This window comes from Enterobacter cloacae complex sp. P14RS, from assembly GCF_014895895.1.
Classification (GTDB): domain Bacteria; phylum Pseudomonadota; class Gammaproteobacteria; order Enterobacterales; family Enterobacteriaceae; genus Enterobacter; species Enterobacter bugandensis.
In genome coordinates, this window is sequence record NZ_JADBQM010000004.1 from 36,438 (window position 1) to 54,025 (window position 17,588).

A 17,588-nucleotide genomic window follows, 5' to 3' on the forward strand; every position below is an offset into this window, starting at 1 on the left:
CCGGACAATTAGTGTTGTTTCAGTTTATCTTTATGTTTATTGAGCTGTCGCGCAAGCTTGTCAATCAAGCCGTCGATAGCCGCGTACATGTCTTGCCCTTCCGCACTGGCATGGAGTTCACCCCCGTTTACATGCAGGGTTGCATCCGAGATATGAGTCACTTTCTCCACTTTTAACACAACGTAGACCTGATTGATCCTTTCGAAATACTGCTCGAGTTTCGCGAACTTAGCGTTCACAAAGTCACGTAAAGCCTCAGTAATCTCGACGTTATGTCCTGTGATATTGAGCTGCATAGTGTCTTCCTTATCGGTTGTGTCAGACCAGCTGTTTACGCTGGTTAGACGGCGGAATGGATAAAGACTCTCGATACTTCGCAACAGTACGACGTGCCACCATAATACCCTGATCGGACAGCATGGTGGTCAACTTACTGTCACTTAGTGGCTTCGCGGGGTTCTCCGCGGCGATCAACTTCTTCACCAGGGCGCGAATCGCCGTTGAGGAGGCTTCGCCGCCACCCTCGGTGTTCACGTGGCTGGAGAAGAAATACTTAAGCTCAAAAATACCGCGCGGGCTGTGCAGATACTTCTGCGTAGTAACGCGGGAAATAGTGGATTCATGCATCTCGACGGCCTGGGCGATATCCGCCAGCACCATCGGCTTCATATACTCTTCGCCCTGCTCAAAGAAGGCCTGCTGCTGTTCGACGATGCAGCGGCTCACGCGAAGCAGGGTATCATTCCGGCTCTCCAGGCTCTTGATCAGCCATCGCGCTTCCTGAAGATTGCTGCGAATATATTGATTGTCAGAGTCGTTGCGCGCGCTGGTACACATGGAGGCGTACTGCTGGTTGATTTGCAGGCGAGGGATGCTGTCAGAGTTCAGTTCAACGACCCAGCGGTCATTGTGTTTTCTGACCAGCACGTCCGGGATAACGTACTCGGGTTCGCTGGTCTGGATCGACTGACCGGGACGCGGATCGAGGGACTGGATCAGATTTACCGCCTCTTTCAGCACCTCTTCCTTCAGGCGCGTCACGCGCATCAGGGTGCGGAAATCGTGGTTAGCCAGAAGATCCAGATGATCGCTGATGATTAAGCGAGCCTCGTCGAGCCACGGCGTCTCTTTGCTGAACTGAGAAAGCTGGATCAGCAGACAGTCGCGCAGGTCCTTCGCGGCCACCCCGACCGGATCGAAGCGCTGAATGCGTTTCAGTACCGCTTCAATCTCCTCAATCTCAATCTCTTCATCGCCCATGCTTTCCAGAATGTCGTCCAGCGTGACGGTCAAATAACCGGTGTCATCAACGGCGTCGACAATCGAGGTGGCAATGGCGCGGTCGGTATCGGAGAAGGGGGTAAGCTCTACCTGCCACATCAGGTAATCCTGCAGCGACTGGGTGGTTTCGCCCTGGTAGACCGGTAATTCGTCGTCCTGGTAGTCTGCACGTGTGCCGGAAGGGGTCCCGGCGGTATAGATTTCATCCCAGCTGGCATCCAGCGGAAGCTCGTCCGGCATCTCTTTTTGTTCGAGTGCATCCGCGGTGTCGAGCGCTTCTGTGTCCTGTGACTGCTGGGTATCTACCTCGTCATGAAGATCGGCTTGCTCCAGCAGGGGATTGCTGTCCAGCGCCTGCTGGAGCTCCTGCTGGAGTTCTAAGGTGGACAGTTGCAACAGACGAATTGCCTGCTGTAACTGCGGCGTCATCGCCAGCTGTTGGCTGAGCCTTAATTGCAAACCTTGCTTCATGTTCAGAGCATTTTTCTCCGGTTCGGCGTTACGTTACCTCTACCCTATCAGAGTCTGAAGTCTTCCCCAAGATAGACGCGCTTAACATGATCGTCTTCGAGGATCTGCTGCGGCGTACCGTGAGCGATCAGATTGCCCTGGCTCACGATATACGCGCGTTCACATACCGCCAGCGTTTCACGAACGTTGTGGTCGGTGATCAGCACGCCAAGTCCGCTGTCACGCAGATGCTCGATAATGCGTTTAATGTCGATAACGGAGATCGGGTCAACGCCCGCAAACGGTTCATCCAGAAGGATAAACTTCGGATTGGCGGCCAGCGCGCGCGCAATCTCAACACGACGGCGTTCCCCCCCGGACAAGGCCTGGCCCAGGCTGTCGCGCAGGTGTTCGATATGAAACTCTTCCATCAGCTCGTTGGCGCGATCCTGACGCTGTTCGTTGGTCAGGTCGTCGCGAATTTGCAGGACCGCCATCAGATTATCAAAGACGCTCAGACGACGGAAAATAGAGGCTTCCTGCGGCAGATAGCCGATGCCACGGCGCGCGCGGGCGTGCAGCGGCAGCAGGCTGATATCTTCATCGTCAATAATAATGTTGCCGGCATCGCGCGGCACAATACCCACCACCATGTAGAAGGTGGTGGTTTTACCCGCACCGTTCGGGCCAAGCAGGCCCACAATTTCGCCGGAGTTGACGGTCAGACTGACATCTTCTACGACACGGCGGCCCTTATAGGCCTTCGCGAGATTTTTTGCAGTTAATGTTGCCATAGCGAATTAGTTACTCTTCTTCTGTGCCGGGGCCTGGCCCTTGCCTTTGTCCTGCAGCTGCGACGGAACCAGCACGGTGGTTACGCGTTTGCCTTTCTCGCTGGAGGCCTGCATTTTTTGCTCTTTCACCAGATAGGTAATCTGGTCACCGGTAATATTGCTGTCCAGCTGTTCCAGATACGCGTTTCCGGTCAGGATGACCAGGTCCTTCGCCAGCTCATAGTGCATATGCGAGGCGTGGCCCTTCACCGGCTTGCCGTTGTCCTGCATCTGGTAGAAGGTGGCCGGGTTGCCGTAACCATCAATGATCTCTTTGCCCTGCTCGCCGCCCGGACGGGTAACGACCACTTTATCGGCGTTAATTTTGATGGTCCCCTGAGTCATGACGACGTTACCCGTGAAGGTGACGACGTTACCCTGCATATCGAGCGACTGAGTGTCGGACTCGATATGGATCGGCTGGTCGGTATCGCCCGTTACAGCAAGCGCGGGGAGACTGGCCGCCAGCATCGCGCTGGCGATAATTACTTTAAGGCTGAGTTTGTTTGTTTTGAATTTCATAGGAGGTTCTAACCTTTTCAATCAGCTCGGCGTTCTTGCTGCGTAAGTTCCCGCGCATTCTTAAACCGCTGGAATTAAATGTTGTGCCATACAGTGTGACCAGATCCTGCGACGTCACGTCCTGGGTTACCAGGTTGATCTGGGCATTATCCGTCGTAATTTTTCGCAGTTGCGAGTCAGCGGTCAGGGCGTTGACTTCAACGTGGCCATACAGATAAAGCATACGGTCATTTGTCAGTTTGGCCCGATCTGACTTAATTGACCACGTCGGCACTTTGTCTTTATCGAAAGTGGTCATGACAGGTTGGGTAAACCACGAAACGCCGTCATCGGAAAAGTATTCAACGTGCTGGGCAATCAGGCGATAATTCAGCGCACCTTCCGGGCTATAGACCACGGTGTCACTGTGATCGCTTTTATAGGTTGGATCGTTATTGTTGACGACTTCCGTTTGCGTATCGTCGCGATCGGCAAGGTTCACGCCAATCAATACCAGTGCGACAAGCGAAAGCAGAATGATAACCCAACGTCTGGTTTTACTCATATCGATTGCCCTTTGGCTTCATCAAGCTTGCCCTGCGCCAGCAGAAGCAGATCGCAGACTTCACGGACGGCACCCCGGCCACCGTTGATGTGGGTAACGTAGTCAGCGCGCGGGATCAACAGCGGATGAGCATCAGCGACCGCGATGCTGAGACCGACTTCAGCCATCACCGGCCAGTCAATCAGGTCGTCTCCGACGTAGGCCACGTTTTCCGGTGCGATAGCCAGTTTACCCAGTAAATCATTGAACGCTGCCATCTTATCGGATTGACCCTGGTAAAGATGGGTAATACCTAAGGTTTCACAGCGGTCTTCTACCAGTTTAGCTTTTCGTCCGGTGATGATAGCAACCTCGATACCCGAGGTGAGCGCACAGCGGATACCGTAGCCGTCGCGAACGTTAAACGCTTTCAGCTCTTCTCCATTATTGCCCATGTAAATCAGGCCATCGGAAAGTACGCCATCCACATCCAGAATGAGCAGACGAATATTTTCCGCCTTTGCCATCATCTGGGTACTGACCGGACCATAACAGGTTGCAAGGGATGCACCCGCATTACTCATTGTCTTATCCTTTATTACACTACGCCAGCGCGCAGCAGATCATGCATATGTACCACACCCAGCAACTGGTCGCCATCGGCAACCATAACGGAGGTGATATGGCGGGACTGCATCAGGTTCAGCACATCCACGGCCAGCGTTCCCGGACGCACGCGAATGCCGCCGGGCGTCATCACATCGGCAATGCCGAGCGTGCGGACATCTACACCCATGTCGAACACGCGACGCAGGTCGCCATCGGTGAAGATCCCCTGAATTTTCATCAGATCGTCGCACACGACCGTCATACCCAGATTCTTACGGGTGATTTCCAGCAGCGCATCACGCAGGGAGGCTTCTTTGCTGACGTGAGGGATCTCATCCCCGGTGTGCATAATATCGTTTACCCGCAGCAGCAGCTTGCGCCCCAGCGCGCCGCCCGGATGGGAGAGCGCGAAATCTTCCGGCGTAAAACCGCGGGCTTCAAGCAGCGCGACGGCAAGCGCATCGCCCATGACCAGCGCGGCGGTGGTGCTGGACGTTGGTGCCAGGCCGAGCGGGCAGGCCTCTTTCGGTACTTTAACGCACAGATGAATATCGGCCGCACGCGCCATGCTACTTTCCGGACGGCTGGTCATGCAAATCAGCGGCACCTGCAGACGCTTCAGTACGGGGATCAATGCCAGAATTTCATTGGACTCACCGGAGTTGGACAGCGCGATAACGACATCCTGCGGCGTGACCATCCCCAGGTCGCCGTGCGCGGCTTCCCCCGGGTGTACAAAGAAGGACGAGGTTCCGGTGCTGGCAAACGTTGCCGCCATTTTGCGCCCAATGTGGCCGGACTTGCCCATCCCCATCACCACGACTTTCCCGGCACAGTAGAATATCTTCTCACATGCCAGACTAAAATCCTGATTAATGTACTGATCTAACTGCGCCAGACCTTCACGTTCAATCTCCAGAACCTCTTTGCCTGCTTTCTGAAAGTCAAAACCCGGCTGCAATTCTATTTGCGACATAATGCGTTTCCGTTTATCCAGAGAGAAGAGGCGAGAGCCAGTACAGCATCGCCATCCATACGATAAATCCACCCGTCAGCAGCGCGCCTGCGCCTTTGCCGATCTGGCGTTGCCGCCGCCAGCAGAGCAGGGCAAATATCACGCTGACCAGCAACATCACCCCGTAATCGCGTGAAAACGCCAGAGGATTAAACGGCCCCGGCGTAATCAGAGCCGGCAGGCCCATGACAATCGCGATATTAAATATGTTGGAACCGATGATATTACCAATGGCGATGTCATCTTCCCCTTTACGCGCCCCCGCAATGGCGGTGGCCAGCTCCGGCAGGCTGGTGCCGATAGCAATAACCGTCAGGCCAATCGTCAGTTCGCTCATGGCGAAATAGTTCGCCAGTACCGTCGCGTTATCCACGACCATGCGCGTTGCCATCGGCATGATGATCAGCGCAACGCCAAGCCAGAGGAGGGCGACCGGCAGCGTGCCTTCCCGCGGGAGTTCGGCAACCTGTTCACGCGTCAGGCTATCCTGACCCTGTTTTTCCGCCTGGCGGGCAATTTTAACACTATACAGCAACCAGATGACGGCCAACGCCAGCAGGAAAATGCCGTCGCTATAGCTCAATACGCCATCATAAAATACGCACCCTGCCAGCAGGCTTACGACTAACATTAGCGGCAATTCACGGCGCAGAACATCAGAATGCACGAGAAATGGATGGAGCAGTGCCGCAAGGCCTAAAATCAGTAATATATTGACGATGTTAGAGCCAATCGCGGTGCCAATTGCCAGGTCTAACTGACCATGCAGCGACGCCGAGACGGAGACGATGATTTCAGGAAGTGACGTGCCAACGCTGACCACGGTCATCCCGATGACTACAGGCGGTACACCCGTCAGGCGACACAGGATAGATGCAGCAAAGACTAAACGGTCAGCACTGTAGACCACTAACAGTAAACCAATGATTAACAGTGCTGTTGCTAAAAGCATCAAAAGTCCTTTCTTCAGGTATACTTGTCGGTCCATCGCGCGGGAATGGCTGGACTGCATACGGTCTGAGGCGTAACGAATTCCTAATTTTGACTTTATGCGCCGGAAAAGTAAAACAAATGCCAGCTTTCGCTAACCTCAACGGCTAATATTCTGTAAAAATGCGGGGTTAAGGGCTGATTCAGGCTGCACGTCTTAACGTGAGCAGGGTAAGAAAGGAACGATAAATGAGCCAAACGATGGCGAATATCGTCGATGTCCGCGGTGTGAGTTTTTCTCGCGGCAATCGACTGATATTCGATGATATTTCGTTGACCGTACCGCGTGGCAAAATCACCGCCATCATGGGGCCGTCCGGGATCGGTAAAACGACCCTCCTGCGCCTTATTGGTGGTCAGATCCCACCGGATAGCGGTGAAATCCTCTTCGATGGCGAAAACGTCCCGGAGATGTCGCGCTCGCGCCTGTATACTGTCCGCAAACGTATGAGTATGCTCTTTCAGTCGGGGGCGTTGTTCACCGACATGAACGTCTTTGATAACGTGGCCTATCCGCTGCGCGAGCATACCAGCCTGCCGCCTGAGCTGCTGAAAAGCACGGTGATGATGAAGCTTGAAGCTGTGGGGTTGCGGGGAGCCGCGAAGCTAATGCCTTCGGAACTGTCCGGCGGGATGGCGCGCCGCGCCGCGCTGGCGCGAGCTATTGCATTAGAGCCCGATTTAATCATGTTCGACGAACCGTTCGTCGGGCAGGATCCCATCACGATGGGCGTGCTGGTAAAGCTCATCTCTGAACTGAACAGCGCGCTCGGCGTCACCTGTATCGTGGTGTCTCACGATGTACCGGAAGTGTTGAGCATTGCCGATTACGCCTATATCGTGGCGGACAAAAAGATCGTTGCACACGGCAGCGCCCAGGCGCTGCAGGAAAATTGCGATCCGCGCGTGCGGCAGTTCCTCGACGGTATTGCTGACGGACCCGTACCGTTCCGCTACCCGGCGGGCGATTATCGTGACGATTTACTGGGAATAGGGAGTTAAGCCACTCATGCTGTTAAATGCGTTGGCCGCTCTCGGACACCGTGGCATAAAAACCATCAGGACGTTCGGGCGTGCCGGATTGATGTTATTCAACGCGCTGGTCGGCAAGCCGGAGTTTAGCAAGCACGCCCCTCTGCTGGTGCGTCAGCTTTATAATGTCGGCGTGCTGTCGATGCTCATCATCATTGTCTCCGGTCTGTTTATCGGCATGGTGCTGGGGCTGCAGGGCTACCTTGTTCTGACAACCTACAGTGCGGAAACCAGCCTCGGAATGCTGGTGGCGCTTTCGCTGCTGCGCGAATTGGGTCCGGTTGTGGCGGCACTGCTGTTTGCCGGACGCGCTGGGTCGGCATTAACGGCTGAGATTGGCCTGATGCGTGCGACCGAGCAGCTATCCAGCATGGAAATGATGGCGGTCGATCCGCTGCGTCGCGTGATCTCGCCGCGTTTCTGGGCGGGGGTGATCTCGCTCCCGCTACTGACTATTCTGTTTGTCGCCGTGGGGATCTGGGGCGGTTCGCTGGTTGGGGTCCACTGGAAAGGCATCGATGCCGGCTTCTTCTGGTCCGCGATGCAGGACGCCATCGACCTGCGAATGGATCTGGTTAACTGCCTGATTAAAAGCGTGGTGTTTGCCATTACGGTCACCTGGATTGCATTGTTCAATGGATATGATGCCATTCCGACCTCGGCGGGCATTAGCCGTGCAACTACACGTACTGTCGTACATTCGTCGCTGGCCGTACTGGGCCTGGATTTTGTGCTCACCGCACTGATGTTTGGGAATTGAGTTCATGCAAACGAGAAAAAATGAAATTTGGGTCGGCGTTTTCCTGCTGCTGGCGCTGCTGGCGGCGCTGTTTATCTGCCTGAGAGCGGCGGATATCACCTCAGTACGCACCGAGCCGACGTATCGCATCTATGCCACGTTCGATAACATCGGCGGGCTGAAGGCGCGTTCACCGGTCCGCATTGGCGGCGTGGTGATCGGCCGCGTATCTGACATTACGCTCGATGAGAAAACGTATCTGCCGCGCGTCGCGATGGATATCGAAGAACGTTACAACCACATTCCGGACACCAGCTCCCTTTCTATCCGTACTTCCGGCCTGCTGGGTGAACAATATCTGGCACTTAACGTCGGCTTTGAAGATCCTGAGCTGGGAACGACTATCCTTAAAGACGGTAGCGTTATCCAGGATACGAAGTCCGCGATGGTGCTGGAGGACATGATTGGTCAGTTCCTTTACAACAGTAAAGGGGATGATAAAAAGTCTGACGATGCCCCTGCGCAGAGTGAAGACCATACCAACGTTGCGCCGACCCCTGGTGCTGCGAATTAATTCAGGAGAAGTCATTCATGTTTAAACGACTGTTAATGGTTGCCATGCTGGTCATTGCCCCTCTCACTGCGGCACATGCTGCGGATCAGAGCAACCCGTACAAACTGATGGACGAAGCTGCGAAGAAAACCTTCGACCGTCTCAAAAACGAACAGCCAAAAATTCGCGCGAATCCTGACTATCTGCGTGACGTGGTTGACCAGGAACTGCTGCCGTATGTGCAGATCAAATATGCGGGAGCGCTGGTGCTGGGCCGCTATTACAAAGACGCGACGCCTGCGCAGCGTGAGGCCTATTTTGCCGCATTCCGTGAATACCTGAAGCAGGCGTATGGTCAGGCGCTGGCGATGTACCACGGTCAGACCTATCAGATCGCCCCGGAGCAGCCGCTGGGTGATGCGACCATCGTGCCTATTCGCGTAACGATCATCGATCCTAACGGCCGTCCGCCGGTGCGCCTGGATTTCCAGTGGCGTAAAAACAGCCAGACCGGTCACTGGCAGGCGTATGACATGATCGCCGAAGGCGTAAGCATGATCACCACCAAGCAGAACGAGTGGAGCGACCTGCTGCGCACCAAGGGCATTGATGGCCTGACCGCACAGCTGCAGTCCATTGCTCGTCAGAAAATTACCCTGGACGAGAAGAAGTAATGTCGCAGCAACTCCGCTGGTCGCGTGAAGGCGAGACGTTAAGGCTATCCGGTGAGCTGGACCAGGATCTGCTGAACCCACTGTGGGATAAACGCCAGGAAGCGATGCAGGGCGTGACGCTTATCGACTTAACCGACGTCACGCGGGTGGATACGGCAGGCGTTGCGCTGCTCGCCCATCTGGTTGCCGTGGGCAAAAAGCAGGGAACAAGCGTCATGCTTCATGGCGCGAGTGACAATGTCGTTACCCTTGCGCAACTCTACAATCTGCCTCAGGACGTACTGCCTCGTTAATATTTTCAGTGCGTTACTTCCGAAAGCCCTGACAGTTTCATCGTCGGGGCTTTTTGCTTGTTTAAGACGACGCCACTTTGCTCTAAGATGTTGGGCTTGTTTTCACTATCAGATGATTAAGAGCCCATGGAAAATCATGAAATCCAGACAGTGCTGATGAATGCACTCTCCCTTCAGGAAGCCCACGTCACTGGCGATGGCAGTCACTTCCAGGTTATTGCTGTGGGTGAGATGTTCGACGGTATGAGCCGTGTGAAGAAGCAGCAGGCTGTGTACGCGCCGCTGATGGAATATATTGCGGATAACCGCATCCACGCCCTGTCGATTAAAGCGTTCACCCCGCAAGAGTGGGCACGCGATCGCAAACTAAACGGTTTTTGAGCTGAGGGCGACAGGCCCGCAGCACGGTTGAATTTATAAGAGAGCACACAATGGATAAATTTCGTGTACAGGGGCCAACGCGTCTCCAGGGCGAAGTCACAATTTCTGGCGCGAAGAACGCCGCGCTACCAATCCTCTTTGCTGCGCTGCTCGCGGAAGAGCCGGTAGAAATTCAGAACGTACCGAAGCTGAAAGATATCGACACGACCATGAAGTTGCTCACCCAGTTGGGCACTAAAGTTGAGCGCAACGGTTCCGTCTGGATCGACGCCAGCAACGTGAACAACTTCTCTGCGCCTTACGATCTGGTTAAAACCATGCGTGCATCTATCTGGGCGCTTGGCCCGCTGGTGGCACGTTTCGGTCAGGGTCAGGTTTCGCTGCCGGGCGGTTGCGCCATCGGCGCGCGTCCGGTTGACCTGCATATCTTTGGCCTGGAGAAACTGGGCGCAGAGATCAAGCTGGAAGAGGGTTACGTTAAGGCCTCCGTCAACGGTCGTCTGAAAGGCGCGCACATTGTCATGGACAAAGTGAGCGTAGGCGCTACCGTCACCATCATGTCTGCAGCAACGCTGGCAGAAGGTACCACCATCATCGAAAACGCCGCGCGCGAACCGGAGATCGTGGATACCGCCAATTTCCTCGTGGCGCTGGGCGCGAAGATTTCCGGCCAGGGTACTGACCGCATCACCATTGAAGGCGTTGAGCGTCTGGGCGGCGGTGTGTATCGCGTTCTGCCGGACCGTATCGAAACCGGCACCTTCCTGGTGGCTGCGGCGATCTCTGGCGGTAAGATTGTCTGCCGTAATGCACAGCCAGACACTCTGGATGCCGTTCTGGCGAAGCTGCGTGAAGCGGGTGCCGATGTTGAAACTGGTGAAGACTGGATCAGCCTCGATATGCACGGCAAGCGTCCTAAAGCGGTGACCGTGCGTACGGCTCCGCATCCGGCATTCCCGACCGATATGCAGGCACAGTTCACTCTGCTGAACCTGGTTGCCGAAGGAACCGGTGTGATTACCGAGACGATTTTCGAAAACCGTTTTATGCACGTACCTGAACTGATCCGTATGGGTGCACATGCTGAGATCGAAAGTAACACCGTGATTTGCCATGGCGTTGAGAAACTGTCCGGTGCTCAGGTAATGGCAACGGATCTGCGTGCGTCTGCAAGCCTGGTGCTGGCGGGCTGTATCGCGGAAGGCACAACGGTGGTGGATCGTATTTATCACATCGATCGTGGCTATGAACGTATTGAAGACAAACTGCGCGCGCTGGGTGCCAATATCGAGCGTGTGAAGGGCGAGTAATCGTTCCGGCAGCCCCCTGCCAGAAATGACCGGGGGGTTGCTATTCCTGTCAAAAAAACCGTTATCCCTGCGGTTCTGTTTTTGCTTTTCTCTGGCGCATCATGCGCGTTCTGTCGATAAATTCATGAGTAACAGGATCGTGATAACGTGAAGGCCAGATCACCCACGGGTGCGTCTCCAGCGCCGTCGCGATAATCAATTCTCCCTTTGGCCAGGGGCGGGTCAGGGCGTTGGCCAGGGTGGAAGAACTCAGACCATGGCGGCGGGACTCTGCTGCAAGTGACGTACCTCTTTTGCGCAGTGCCGCAATGATATCTGCCGTATGCCAGTCGATAAATTTCGTATCCATAACGCTGTCCTTAAGTTCGGATTCACCTACGCCGTTTCTTCTGAAACGACTGGCTTACTATACTCATTTCGACTTCTTGTTCTAAAAAGTTCGCGTTACTTGAAGGGATATTCAGAATAAGACATGGCTTTATTCATGCGGGCTCTAACCCGATTCATTTACATGAATGCGGAATTTACTGGTGCGTTTTTGAACCTCCCCGCGATGGATACGGGGAGGTGGGTGCAAGATTAACGGTCGCGTTGAACAGCGATGTGGGCAAGACCAATCAGGGCATCGCGCCATGGGCTGTCTGGAATAACCTGGAGAGCTTCGATGGCTTTGTCAGCCTCTTCTTCAGCACGCTGGCGGGTCCATTCCAGCGAGCCGCAGATGGCCATCGTTTCCAGTACAGGTTCCAGAAGATGGCGACCATTTCCCTGTTCGATCGCCTCACGGATCATTTTCGCCTGGTCGGCCGTTCCGTTACGCATCGCGTGAAGCAGAGGCAGGGTCGGTTTGCCTTCGTTCAGGTCATCGCCAACGTTTTTGCCGAGCGTTTCGCCGTCCGCGCTGTAGTCCAGCAAATCATCAATCAGCTGGAAGGCAGTACCCAGATAGCGCCCATAATCCTGCAGTCCTTTTTCCTGCGCCTCGGAACAGCCAGCCAGGATGCCGGAACACTGGGCTGCCGCTTCAAACAGGCGCGCTGTTTTGCTGTAGATAACGCGCATGTAGTTTTCTTCGGTGATATCGGGGTCATTGACGTTCATCAGCTGCAGCACTTCACCTTCAGCGATGACGTTGACGGCTTCGGACATCACCTCGAGCACTTTCAGAGAGCCCAGGCTGGTCATCATCTGGAAGGCGCGGGTATAGATAAAGTCCCCGACCAGAACGCTGGCGGCGTTCCCGAAGGCAGCGTTTGCCGTGGCTTTGCCACGACGCATATCGGACTCATCCACAACATCGTCATGCAGAAGCGTCGCGGTGTGAATAAATTCGATCAGCGCGGCGATCGTCACGTGGGCATTTCCCTGATAGCCAACGGCTCTGGCAGCCAGAATGGCAATCATCGGGCGAATGCGTTTACCGCCGCCGCTGACAATGTAATAGCCCAACTGATTAATCAGCTGAACGTCAGAGTTGAGTTGCTCCAGGATTGCTGCATTTACACCCGCCATATCTTGCGCGGTTAACTCGTTGATTTTTTCTAAATTCATCGCAAAAGCCGGGCTTTTTATCCTGTTGATCCCATCTTCAATGGGGTAACGAAGGGTTTCGGTTTATCAATAGTAGTGCTGATTGTACTGAAAAAACGGCTCAGATAAACGTTACCGTACGTGTTGTGTTTTTTTTCTTCATGTATTGACGGTAGCACTTGTCAAAGGCTCGCGTTTTGCGTAATATTCGCGCCCTATTGTGAATATTTATAGCGCACTCTGATTCATACGAGGACGTGCGCGGAAGCGGAGTTTATATGTACGCGGTTTTCCAAAGTGGTGGTAAACAACACCGAGTAAGCGAAGGTCAGACCGTTCGCCTGGAAAAGCTGGACATCGCAACTGGCGAATCTGTTGAGTTCGCTGAAGTTCTGATGATCGCAAACGGTGAAGAAGTCAAAATCGGCGTTCCTTTCGTTGATGGCGGCGTTATCAAAGCTGAAGTTGTTGCACACGGTCGTGGCGAGAAAGTTAAAATCGTTAAGTTTCGTCGTCGTAAACACTACCGTAAGCAGCAGGGCCACCGTCAGTGGTTCACTGATGTGAAAATTACTGGCATCAGCGCCTAAGACCTGAGGAGAGATTTAAATGGCACATAAAAAGGCTGGCGGCTCCACACGTAACGGTCGCGATTCAGAAGCTAAACGCCTGGGCGTTAAGCGTTTCGGTGGCGAATCCGTTCTGGCGGGTAGCATCATCGTTCGTCAACGTGGTACCAAATTCCACGCTGGCAACAACGTAGGTTGCGGTCGTGACCACACTCTGTTTGCTAAAGCAGACGGTAAAGTGAAATTTGAAGTTAAAGGCCCGAACAACCGTAAATACATCAGCATCGTTGCTGAGTAAGGTTTTCTCGGTCCGGTAACGGATTAAAGCCCCGCAACGTGTTGCGGGGCTTTTTACATTGGAAACCCGGAAAATTTTCTGTAGGGAAAACGGGCATGAAGCAGCAGGCCGGCATTGGTATTCTTTTGGCGCTCACGACCGCAATGTGCTGGGGTGCGCTGCCAATTGCAATGAAGCAGGTACTGGAAGTGATGGAGCCGCCTACGGTGGTCTTTTATCGCTTTCTGATGGCAAGCATTGGTCTCGGGACCATCCTTGCGGTTAAAGGCAAGCTTCCACCGCTGCGGCTCTTCCGCAAACCTCGATGGCTGGTGTTACTGGCCATTGCGACGGGCGGTCTGTTCGGTAACTTTATCCTGTTCAGCTCTTCCCTGCAGTATTTGAGCCCTACGGCGTCTCAGGTGATTGGTCAGCTTTCGCCTGTGGGCATGATGGTCGCGAGCGTGTTCATCCTCAAAGAGAAGATGCGCGGGACGCAGATTATCGGGGCAAGCATGCTGCTATGCGGCCTGGTGATGTTCTTCAACACCAGCCTGATCGAGATTTTTACCCGGCTTACGGACTACACCTGGGGCGTGATCTTCGGCGTGGGTGCAGCAACGGTCTGGGTGAGCTATGGCGTCGCGCAAAAGGTGTTATTGCGTCGTCTGGCCTCACAGCAGATCCTTTTTTTGCTGTACACTTTGTGTACAGTGGCATTATTGCCGTTAGCGAAGCCGGGCGTCATTACCCAGCTGAGCGACTGGCAACTGGCGTGCCTCATTTTTTGTGGGCTTAACACGCTGGTCGGTTATGGCGCGCTGGCGGAAGCGATGGCGCGCTGGCAGGCAGCACAGGTGAGCGCATTGATCACGCTTACCCCGCTGTTTACGCTGTTATTTTCAGATTTGTTATCAATGGCCTGGCCCGATGTCTTCGTCAGACCGATGCTCAACCTGTTGGGCTATCTCGGTGCGTTTGTCGTGGTTGCGGGCGCGATGTATTCCGCCATTGGTCATCGTCTTTGGGGACGTTGGCGCAAAAATGAAGCGGTCGTAGTAGTCCCCCGCTCAGGCGAATGAGTTACGGAGAGTAAAATGAAGTTTGTTGATGAAGCGACGATTCTGGTCGTGGCAGGTGATGGCGGTAACGGTTGTGTAAGCTTCCGCCGTGAAAAATATATTCCTCGTGGCGGCCCTGACGGCGGTGACGGTGGCGATGGTGGTGACGTGTGGCTGGAGGCGGATGAAAACCTCAACACGCTAATCGACTACCGCTTTGAAAAATCCTTCCGCGCAGAACGCGGACAGAACGGCCAGAGCCGTGACTGTACCGGTAAACGCGGTAAAGACGTGACCATTAAGGTTCCGGTTGGTACGCGCGTTATCGATCAGGGCACCGGTGAAACCATGGGCGATATGACCAAACACGGTCAGCGCCTGATGGTGGCGAAAGGCGGCTGGCACGGTCTGGGTAACAGCCGTTTCAAATCTTCCGTTAACCGTACCCCGCGTCAGAAAACGATGGGTACCCCGGGTGATAAGCGCGACCTGCAACTTGAACTGATGCTGCTGGCTGACGTGGGCATGCTGGGTATGCCAAACGCAGGTAAATCGACCTTTATTCGCGCCGTCTCTGCGGCCAAGCCAAAAGTAGCGGACTATCCGTTTACCACGCTGGTACCAAGCCTCGGCGTTGTCCGTATGGATAACGAGAAGAGCTTTGTGGTCGCCGATATTCCGGGCCTGATTGAAGGCGCTGCGGAAGGGGCTGGCCTGGGTATTCGCTTCCTGAAGCACCTTGAGCGTTGCCGCGTTCTGCTGCACCTCATCGACATCGATCCGATCGACGGTTCCGATCCGGTTGAAAACGCCCGTATCATTATCGGTGAGCTGGAAAAATACAGCGAAAAACTGGCGAGTAAGCCACGCTGGCTGGTCTTCAACAAGATCGACCTGATGGATAAAGCGGAAGCCGAAGCGAAAGCCAAAGCGATTGCCGAAGCGATGGGCTGGGAAGATAAATACTACCTTATCTCCGCGGCAAGCCAGGTTGGCGTGAAAGATCTCTGCTGGGATGTGATGACCTTCATCATCGAGAACCCTGTCGTTCAGGCTGAAGAAGCGAAACAGCCAGAAAAAGTCGAATTCATGTGGGATGACTACCACCGCCAGCAGCTCGAAGAGCTGGAAGCGGAAGAGGAAGACGACTGGGACGATGACTGGGATGAAGACGACGAAGAAGGCGTCGAGTTCATCTACAAGCACTAATATCTGTCCAAAGCCCCCATCAGGGGGCTTTTTTCATTCCAGCGTTGAGGGCAGCCAGCAGCTTGCTATCAGGCCGCCTTCAGCACCATTCTCCAGCATCAGCTTACCGTGATGAAGCTGCAGGATGCGCTGTACGATACTCAGGCCCAGGCCGCTGCCGCCGTAACGCTGATCGAGGCGACGGAACGGCTCCGTGATCGACTGTCGATGCGCTTCGTCAATACCAGGCCCCTGATCGATAACGCTGAGCTGCGTACCGCCTTCGACCTCGGTAAGCGTCACGGTAATCGTGGTGCCTGTCGGGCTGTAGCGCCCGGCATTCTCCAGCAGGTTGCGCAGCATCAGCCGCAGCAGTACCGCGTCTCCCTGAACAGTGAGCGCGCTTTTAGCAGGCCAAATCACCGTATGCTCTTTGGCTTCATGCTCAAGACCAAGAGGCGTGATAATGGTGTCCGTCCAGTTGATGGTTTCATAGTGGCCGCTCGCCATTGCCTGTCCTGCACGGGCCAGCATCAGCAGTTGCTCAACGGTGTGCATTAGCTGGTCAATACGGCTGATGAGCGTCGTGGCCTGCGTAGAGCCTGACTGGGCCATGAGCTCCAGATGGAGCCTGATTCCGGCAAGAGGCGTTCGCAGTTCATGGGCGGCGTCAGCCGTGAAGAGACGCTCTTGCTGAATGGTACTGTCCAGCCTGGCGAGTAGCTGATTGAGCGAGGTGGTAACGGCGCCGATTTCTTCCATGTCGGAATACATAGGAAGTGGGGTTAGGTTATCCGCCGAACGGTTAGCCAGGCTCACGCGCAGTTTGTTCAGCGGTCGGGTTATCCAGGTGACCGCCCAGAACGAGAAAAACAACGTAAACCCAACCATCACCAGGGAAGGAACCAGCAGCGAGGCAATGGCTTCGCGGATCTCTTTCTCGACGTGGTTGTTACGCGATTTTGCCGACAGCGTTTCGTTCACCAGAAAGCCAATCTGCTCGCGGCTTTCGTGCCACAACCAAATGACGCTTATCAGCTGGAAAAATAACAGAATGACCGCCAGCAACACCATTAATCGCCGACGCATGCTGTTCATTTCTGGCTCTCCAGGCGGTAGCCAACGCCGCGGACGGTTTTAATCCGGTCTTTGCCGAGCTTACGACGCAGGTTGTGGATGTGGACTTCCAGGGTATTTGACCCCGGATCGTCCTGCCAGGAATAGATATCCTGCTGAAGGGTTTCTCTGTGTACCGTTTGTCCGCTTCGCATGATCAGACGCGTCAGCAAGGCGAACTCTTTTGGTGTGACTTCAACGGGCTGGGACTGGCGCAATACCTGCTGGGTTTGCAGATTCAGGGTAATGTCCCCGTCGGTTAGTAAGTTATCACTATGGCCCTGATAACGGCGTATTAACGCTCGCACCCGAGCCTGAAGTTCTGCAAGCGCAAAGGGCTTCACCAGGTAATCATCGGCGCCAGCATCAAGGCCGGTAATACGATCTTCAATGGCGTCGCGTGCCGTCAGGATTAACACTGGATTGGCGATGCCCCGGCGACGCCACTGGGTAAGCAGCGTCGCGCCGTCTTTGTCCGGCAAGCCCAGGTCAAGGATCACCAGGCTGTATTCGCCGCTCTGGATCAGGGCATCTGCTTCTGCCGCGGTGCCGGCACAGTCCAGGGCATAGCCTTCATTGGCGAGTCCCAGAGCCAGTCCTTCCTGTAATAACAGATCGTCTTCAACTATAAGTAGTTTCATC

The 17,588-nt window shown here is 54.6% G+C and carries 23 protein-coding genes; 11 read left to right on the forward strand and 12 right to left on the reverse strand.

Annotated elements, in window-relative coordinates; genetic code table 11:
* Nucleotides 1-8: 8 nt before the first annotated feature.
* From hpf to IM295_RS02145, 8 genes are read right to left on the reverse strand one after another with little or no spacing between them, the layout of a single operon-like run.
* Nucleotides 9-296: a ribosome hibernation promoting factor gene (gene hpf, locus IM295_RS02110; RefSeq protein ID WP_014171818.1), complete on the reverse strand. Its 288-nt coding sequence runs from the start codon at nt 294-296 to the stop codon at nt 9-11.
* Between the two features lie 22 nt (nt 297-318).
* Nucleotides 319-1,752, reverse strand: a complete 1,434-nt coding sequence (gene rpoN / locus IM295_RS02115) for an RNA polymerase factor sigma-54 (RefSeq protein WP_028014571.1) — start codon at nt 1,750-1,752, stop codon at nt 319-321.
* A 47-nt stretch (nt 1,753-1,799) separates the two neighbouring features.
* The gene (lptB, locus tag IM295_RS02120; protein WP_028014570.1) at nt 1,800-2,525 is read right to left on the reverse strand and encodes an LPS export ABC transporter ATP-binding protein; all 726 of its coding nucleotides are present in this window, start codon (nt 2,523-2,525) and stop codon (nt 1,800-1,802) included.
* A 6-nt stretch (nt 2,526-2,531) separates the two neighbouring features.
* Nucleotides 2,532-3,086: a lipopolysaccharide ABC transporter substrate-binding protein LptA gene (gene lptA / locus IM295_RS02125; protein WP_028014569.1), complete on the reverse strand. Its 555-nt coding sequence runs from the start codon at nt 3,084-3,086 to the stop codon at nt 2,532-2,534.
* Nucleotides 3,055-3,630 (reverse strand): LPS export ABC transporter periplasmic protein LptC, encoded by a 576-nt coding sequence (lptC, locus tag IM295_RS02130; RefSeq protein WP_028014568.1) that lies wholly within the window; start codon nt 3,628-3,630, stop codon nt 3,055-3,057. The genes lptA and lptC overlap by 32 nt, the downstream gene beginning before the upstream one ends.
* Entirely contained in the window at nt 3,627-4,193 is a 567-nt protein-coding gene (gene kdsC / locus IM295_RS02135; RefSeq protein WP_025756695.1) for a 3-deoxy-manno-octulosonate-8-phosphatase KdsC, read from the reverse strand. Before kdsC ends, lptC begins: the two co-directional genes overlap by 4 nt.
* Nucleotides 4,194-4,207: 14 nt before the next feature.
* Complete coding sequence (gene kdsD / locus IM295_RS02140; protein WP_028014567.1) at nt 4,208-5,194, reverse strand: arabinose-5-phosphate isomerase KdsD; 987 nt, start codon at nt 5,192-5,194, stop codon at nt 4,208-4,210.
* A gap of 13 nt (nt 5,195-5,207) precedes the next feature.
* Entirely contained in the window at nt 5,208-6,185 is a 978-nt protein-coding gene (locus tag IM295_RS02145; RefSeq protein WP_193066149.1) for a calcium/sodium antiporter, read from the reverse strand.
* Between the two features lie 227 nt (nt 6,186-6,412).
* Between IM295_RS02145 and mlaF the strand changes: the two genes are divergently transcribed.
* The 7 genes from mlaF (at nt 6,413) to murA (ending at nt 11,205) form a co-directional block, all read left to right on the forward strand.
* The gene (mlaF, locus tag IM295_RS02150; protein WP_028014565.1) at nt 6,413-7,225 is read left to right on the forward strand and encodes a phospholipid ABC transporter ATP-binding protein MlaF; all 813 of its coding nucleotides are present in this window, start codon (nt 6,413-6,415) and stop codon (nt 7,223-7,225) included.
* Nucleotides 7,226-7,232: 7 nt separating this feature from the next.
* Nucleotides 7,233-8,015 (forward strand): lipid asymmetry maintenance ABC transporter permease subunit MlaE, encoded by a 783-nt coding sequence (mlaE, locus tag IM295_RS02155; RefSeq protein WP_028014564.1) that lies wholly within the window; start codon nt 7,233-7,235, stop codon nt 8,013-8,015.
* A gap of 4 nt (nt 8,016-8,019) precedes the next feature.
* A complete protein-coding gene (gene mlaD, locus IM295_RS02160; RefSeq protein ID WP_041911946.1) occupies nt 8,020-8,568 on the forward strand; it encodes an outer membrane lipid asymmetry maintenance protein MlaD in 549 nt (182 codons plus the stop codon).
* A gap of 17 nt (nt 8,569-8,585) precedes the next feature.
* Nucleotides 8,586-9,221 carry a phospholipid-binding protein MlaC gene (gene mlaC / locus IM295_RS02165; protein WP_028014562.1) on the forward strand — a complete coding sequence of 212 codons (636 nt, stop codon included), beginning with the start codon at nt 8,586-8,588 and terminating at the stop codon, nt 9,219-9,221.
* Complete coding sequence (gene mlaB, locus IM295_RS02170) at nt 9,221-9,514, forward strand: lipid asymmetry maintenance protein MlaB (protein WP_028014561.1); 294 nt, start codon at nt 9,221-9,223, stop codon at nt 9,512-9,514. The genes mlaC and mlaB overlap by 1 nt, the downstream gene beginning before the upstream one ends.
* Nucleotides 9,515-9,640: 126 nt before the next feature.
* Nucleotides 9,641-9,895, forward strand: a complete 255-nt coding sequence (ibaG, locus tag IM295_RS02175) for a BolA family iron metabolism protein IbaG (RefSeq protein ID WP_008501458.1) — start codon at nt 9,641-9,643, stop codon at nt 9,893-9,895.
* A 50-nt stretch (nt 9,896-9,945) separates the two neighbouring features.
* Nucleotides 9,946-11,205, forward strand: coding sequence for a UDP-N-acetylglucosamine 1-carboxyvinyltransferase (gene murA / locus IM295_RS02180; RefSeq protein WP_028014560.1), 1,260 nt, complete (start codon nt 9,946-9,948; stop codon nt 11,203-11,205).
* Between the two features lie 61 nt (nt 11,206-11,266).
* Here murA and sfsB read toward each other — a convergent pair whose 3' ends face one another.
* Entirely contained in the window at nt 11,267-11,554 is a 288-nt protein-coding gene (sfsB, locus tag IM295_RS02185; RefSeq protein WP_028014559.1) for a DNA-binding transcriptional regulator SfsB, read from the reverse strand.
* Nucleotides 11,555-11,784: 230 nt separating this feature from the next.
* Nucleotides 11,785-12,756 (reverse strand): octaprenyl diphosphate synthase, encoded by a 972-nt coding sequence (gene ispB, locus IM295_RS02190; RefSeq protein ID WP_028014558.1) that lies wholly within the window; start codon nt 12,754-12,756, stop codon nt 11,785-11,787.
* Between the two features lie 257 nt (nt 12,757-13,013).
* On the opposite strand from ispB, the gene rplU reads away from it, so the two are divergent.
* The 4 genes from rplU (at nt 13,014) to cgtA (ending at nt 15,851) form a co-directional block, all read left to right on the forward strand.
* Nucleotides 13,014-13,325, forward strand: coding sequence for a 50S ribosomal protein L21 (rplU, locus tag IM295_RS02195; protein WP_003025032.1), 312 nt, complete (start codon nt 13,014-13,016; stop codon nt 13,323-13,325).
* A 19-nt stretch (nt 13,326-13,344) separates the two neighbouring features.
* Nucleotides 13,345-13,602: a 50S ribosomal protein L27 gene (gene rpmA, locus IM295_RS02200; protein WP_004385076.1), complete on the forward strand. Its 258-nt coding sequence runs from the start codon at nt 13,345-13,347 to the stop codon at nt 13,600-13,602.
* A gap of 95 nt (nt 13,603-13,697) precedes the next feature.
* A complete protein-coding gene (locus IM295_RS02205) occupies nt 13,698-14,663 on the forward strand; it encodes a DMT family transporter (protein WP_028014557.1) in 966 nt (321 codons plus the stop codon).
* A gap of 15 nt (nt 14,664-14,678) precedes the next feature.
* Nucleotides 14,679-15,851 carry an Obg family GTPase CgtA gene (gene cgtA / locus IM295_RS02210; RefSeq protein ID WP_014885381.1) on the forward strand — a complete coding sequence of 391 codons (1,173 nt, stop codon included), beginning with the start codon at nt 14,679-14,681 and terminating at the stop codon, nt 15,849-15,851.
* 33 nt (nt 15,852-15,884) lie between these two features.
* Here cgtA and pmrB read toward each other — a convergent pair whose 3' ends face one another.
* Nucleotides 15,885-16,928: a two-component system sensor histidine kinase PmrB gene (pmrB, locus tag IM295_RS02215; protein ID WP_041907874.1), complete on the reverse strand. Its 1,044-nt coding sequence runs from the start codon at nt 16,926-16,928 to the stop codon at nt 15,885-15,887.
* Nucleotides 16,925-17,587: a two-component system response regulator PmrA gene (gene pmrA, locus IM295_RS02220; RefSeq protein WP_028014555.1), complete on the reverse strand. Its 663-nt coding sequence runs from the start codon at nt 17,585-17,587 to the stop codon at nt 16,925-16,927. The genes pmrB and pmrA overlap by 4 nt, the downstream gene beginning before the upstream one ends.
* Between the last annotated feature and the right edge of the window lies 1 nt (nt 17,588).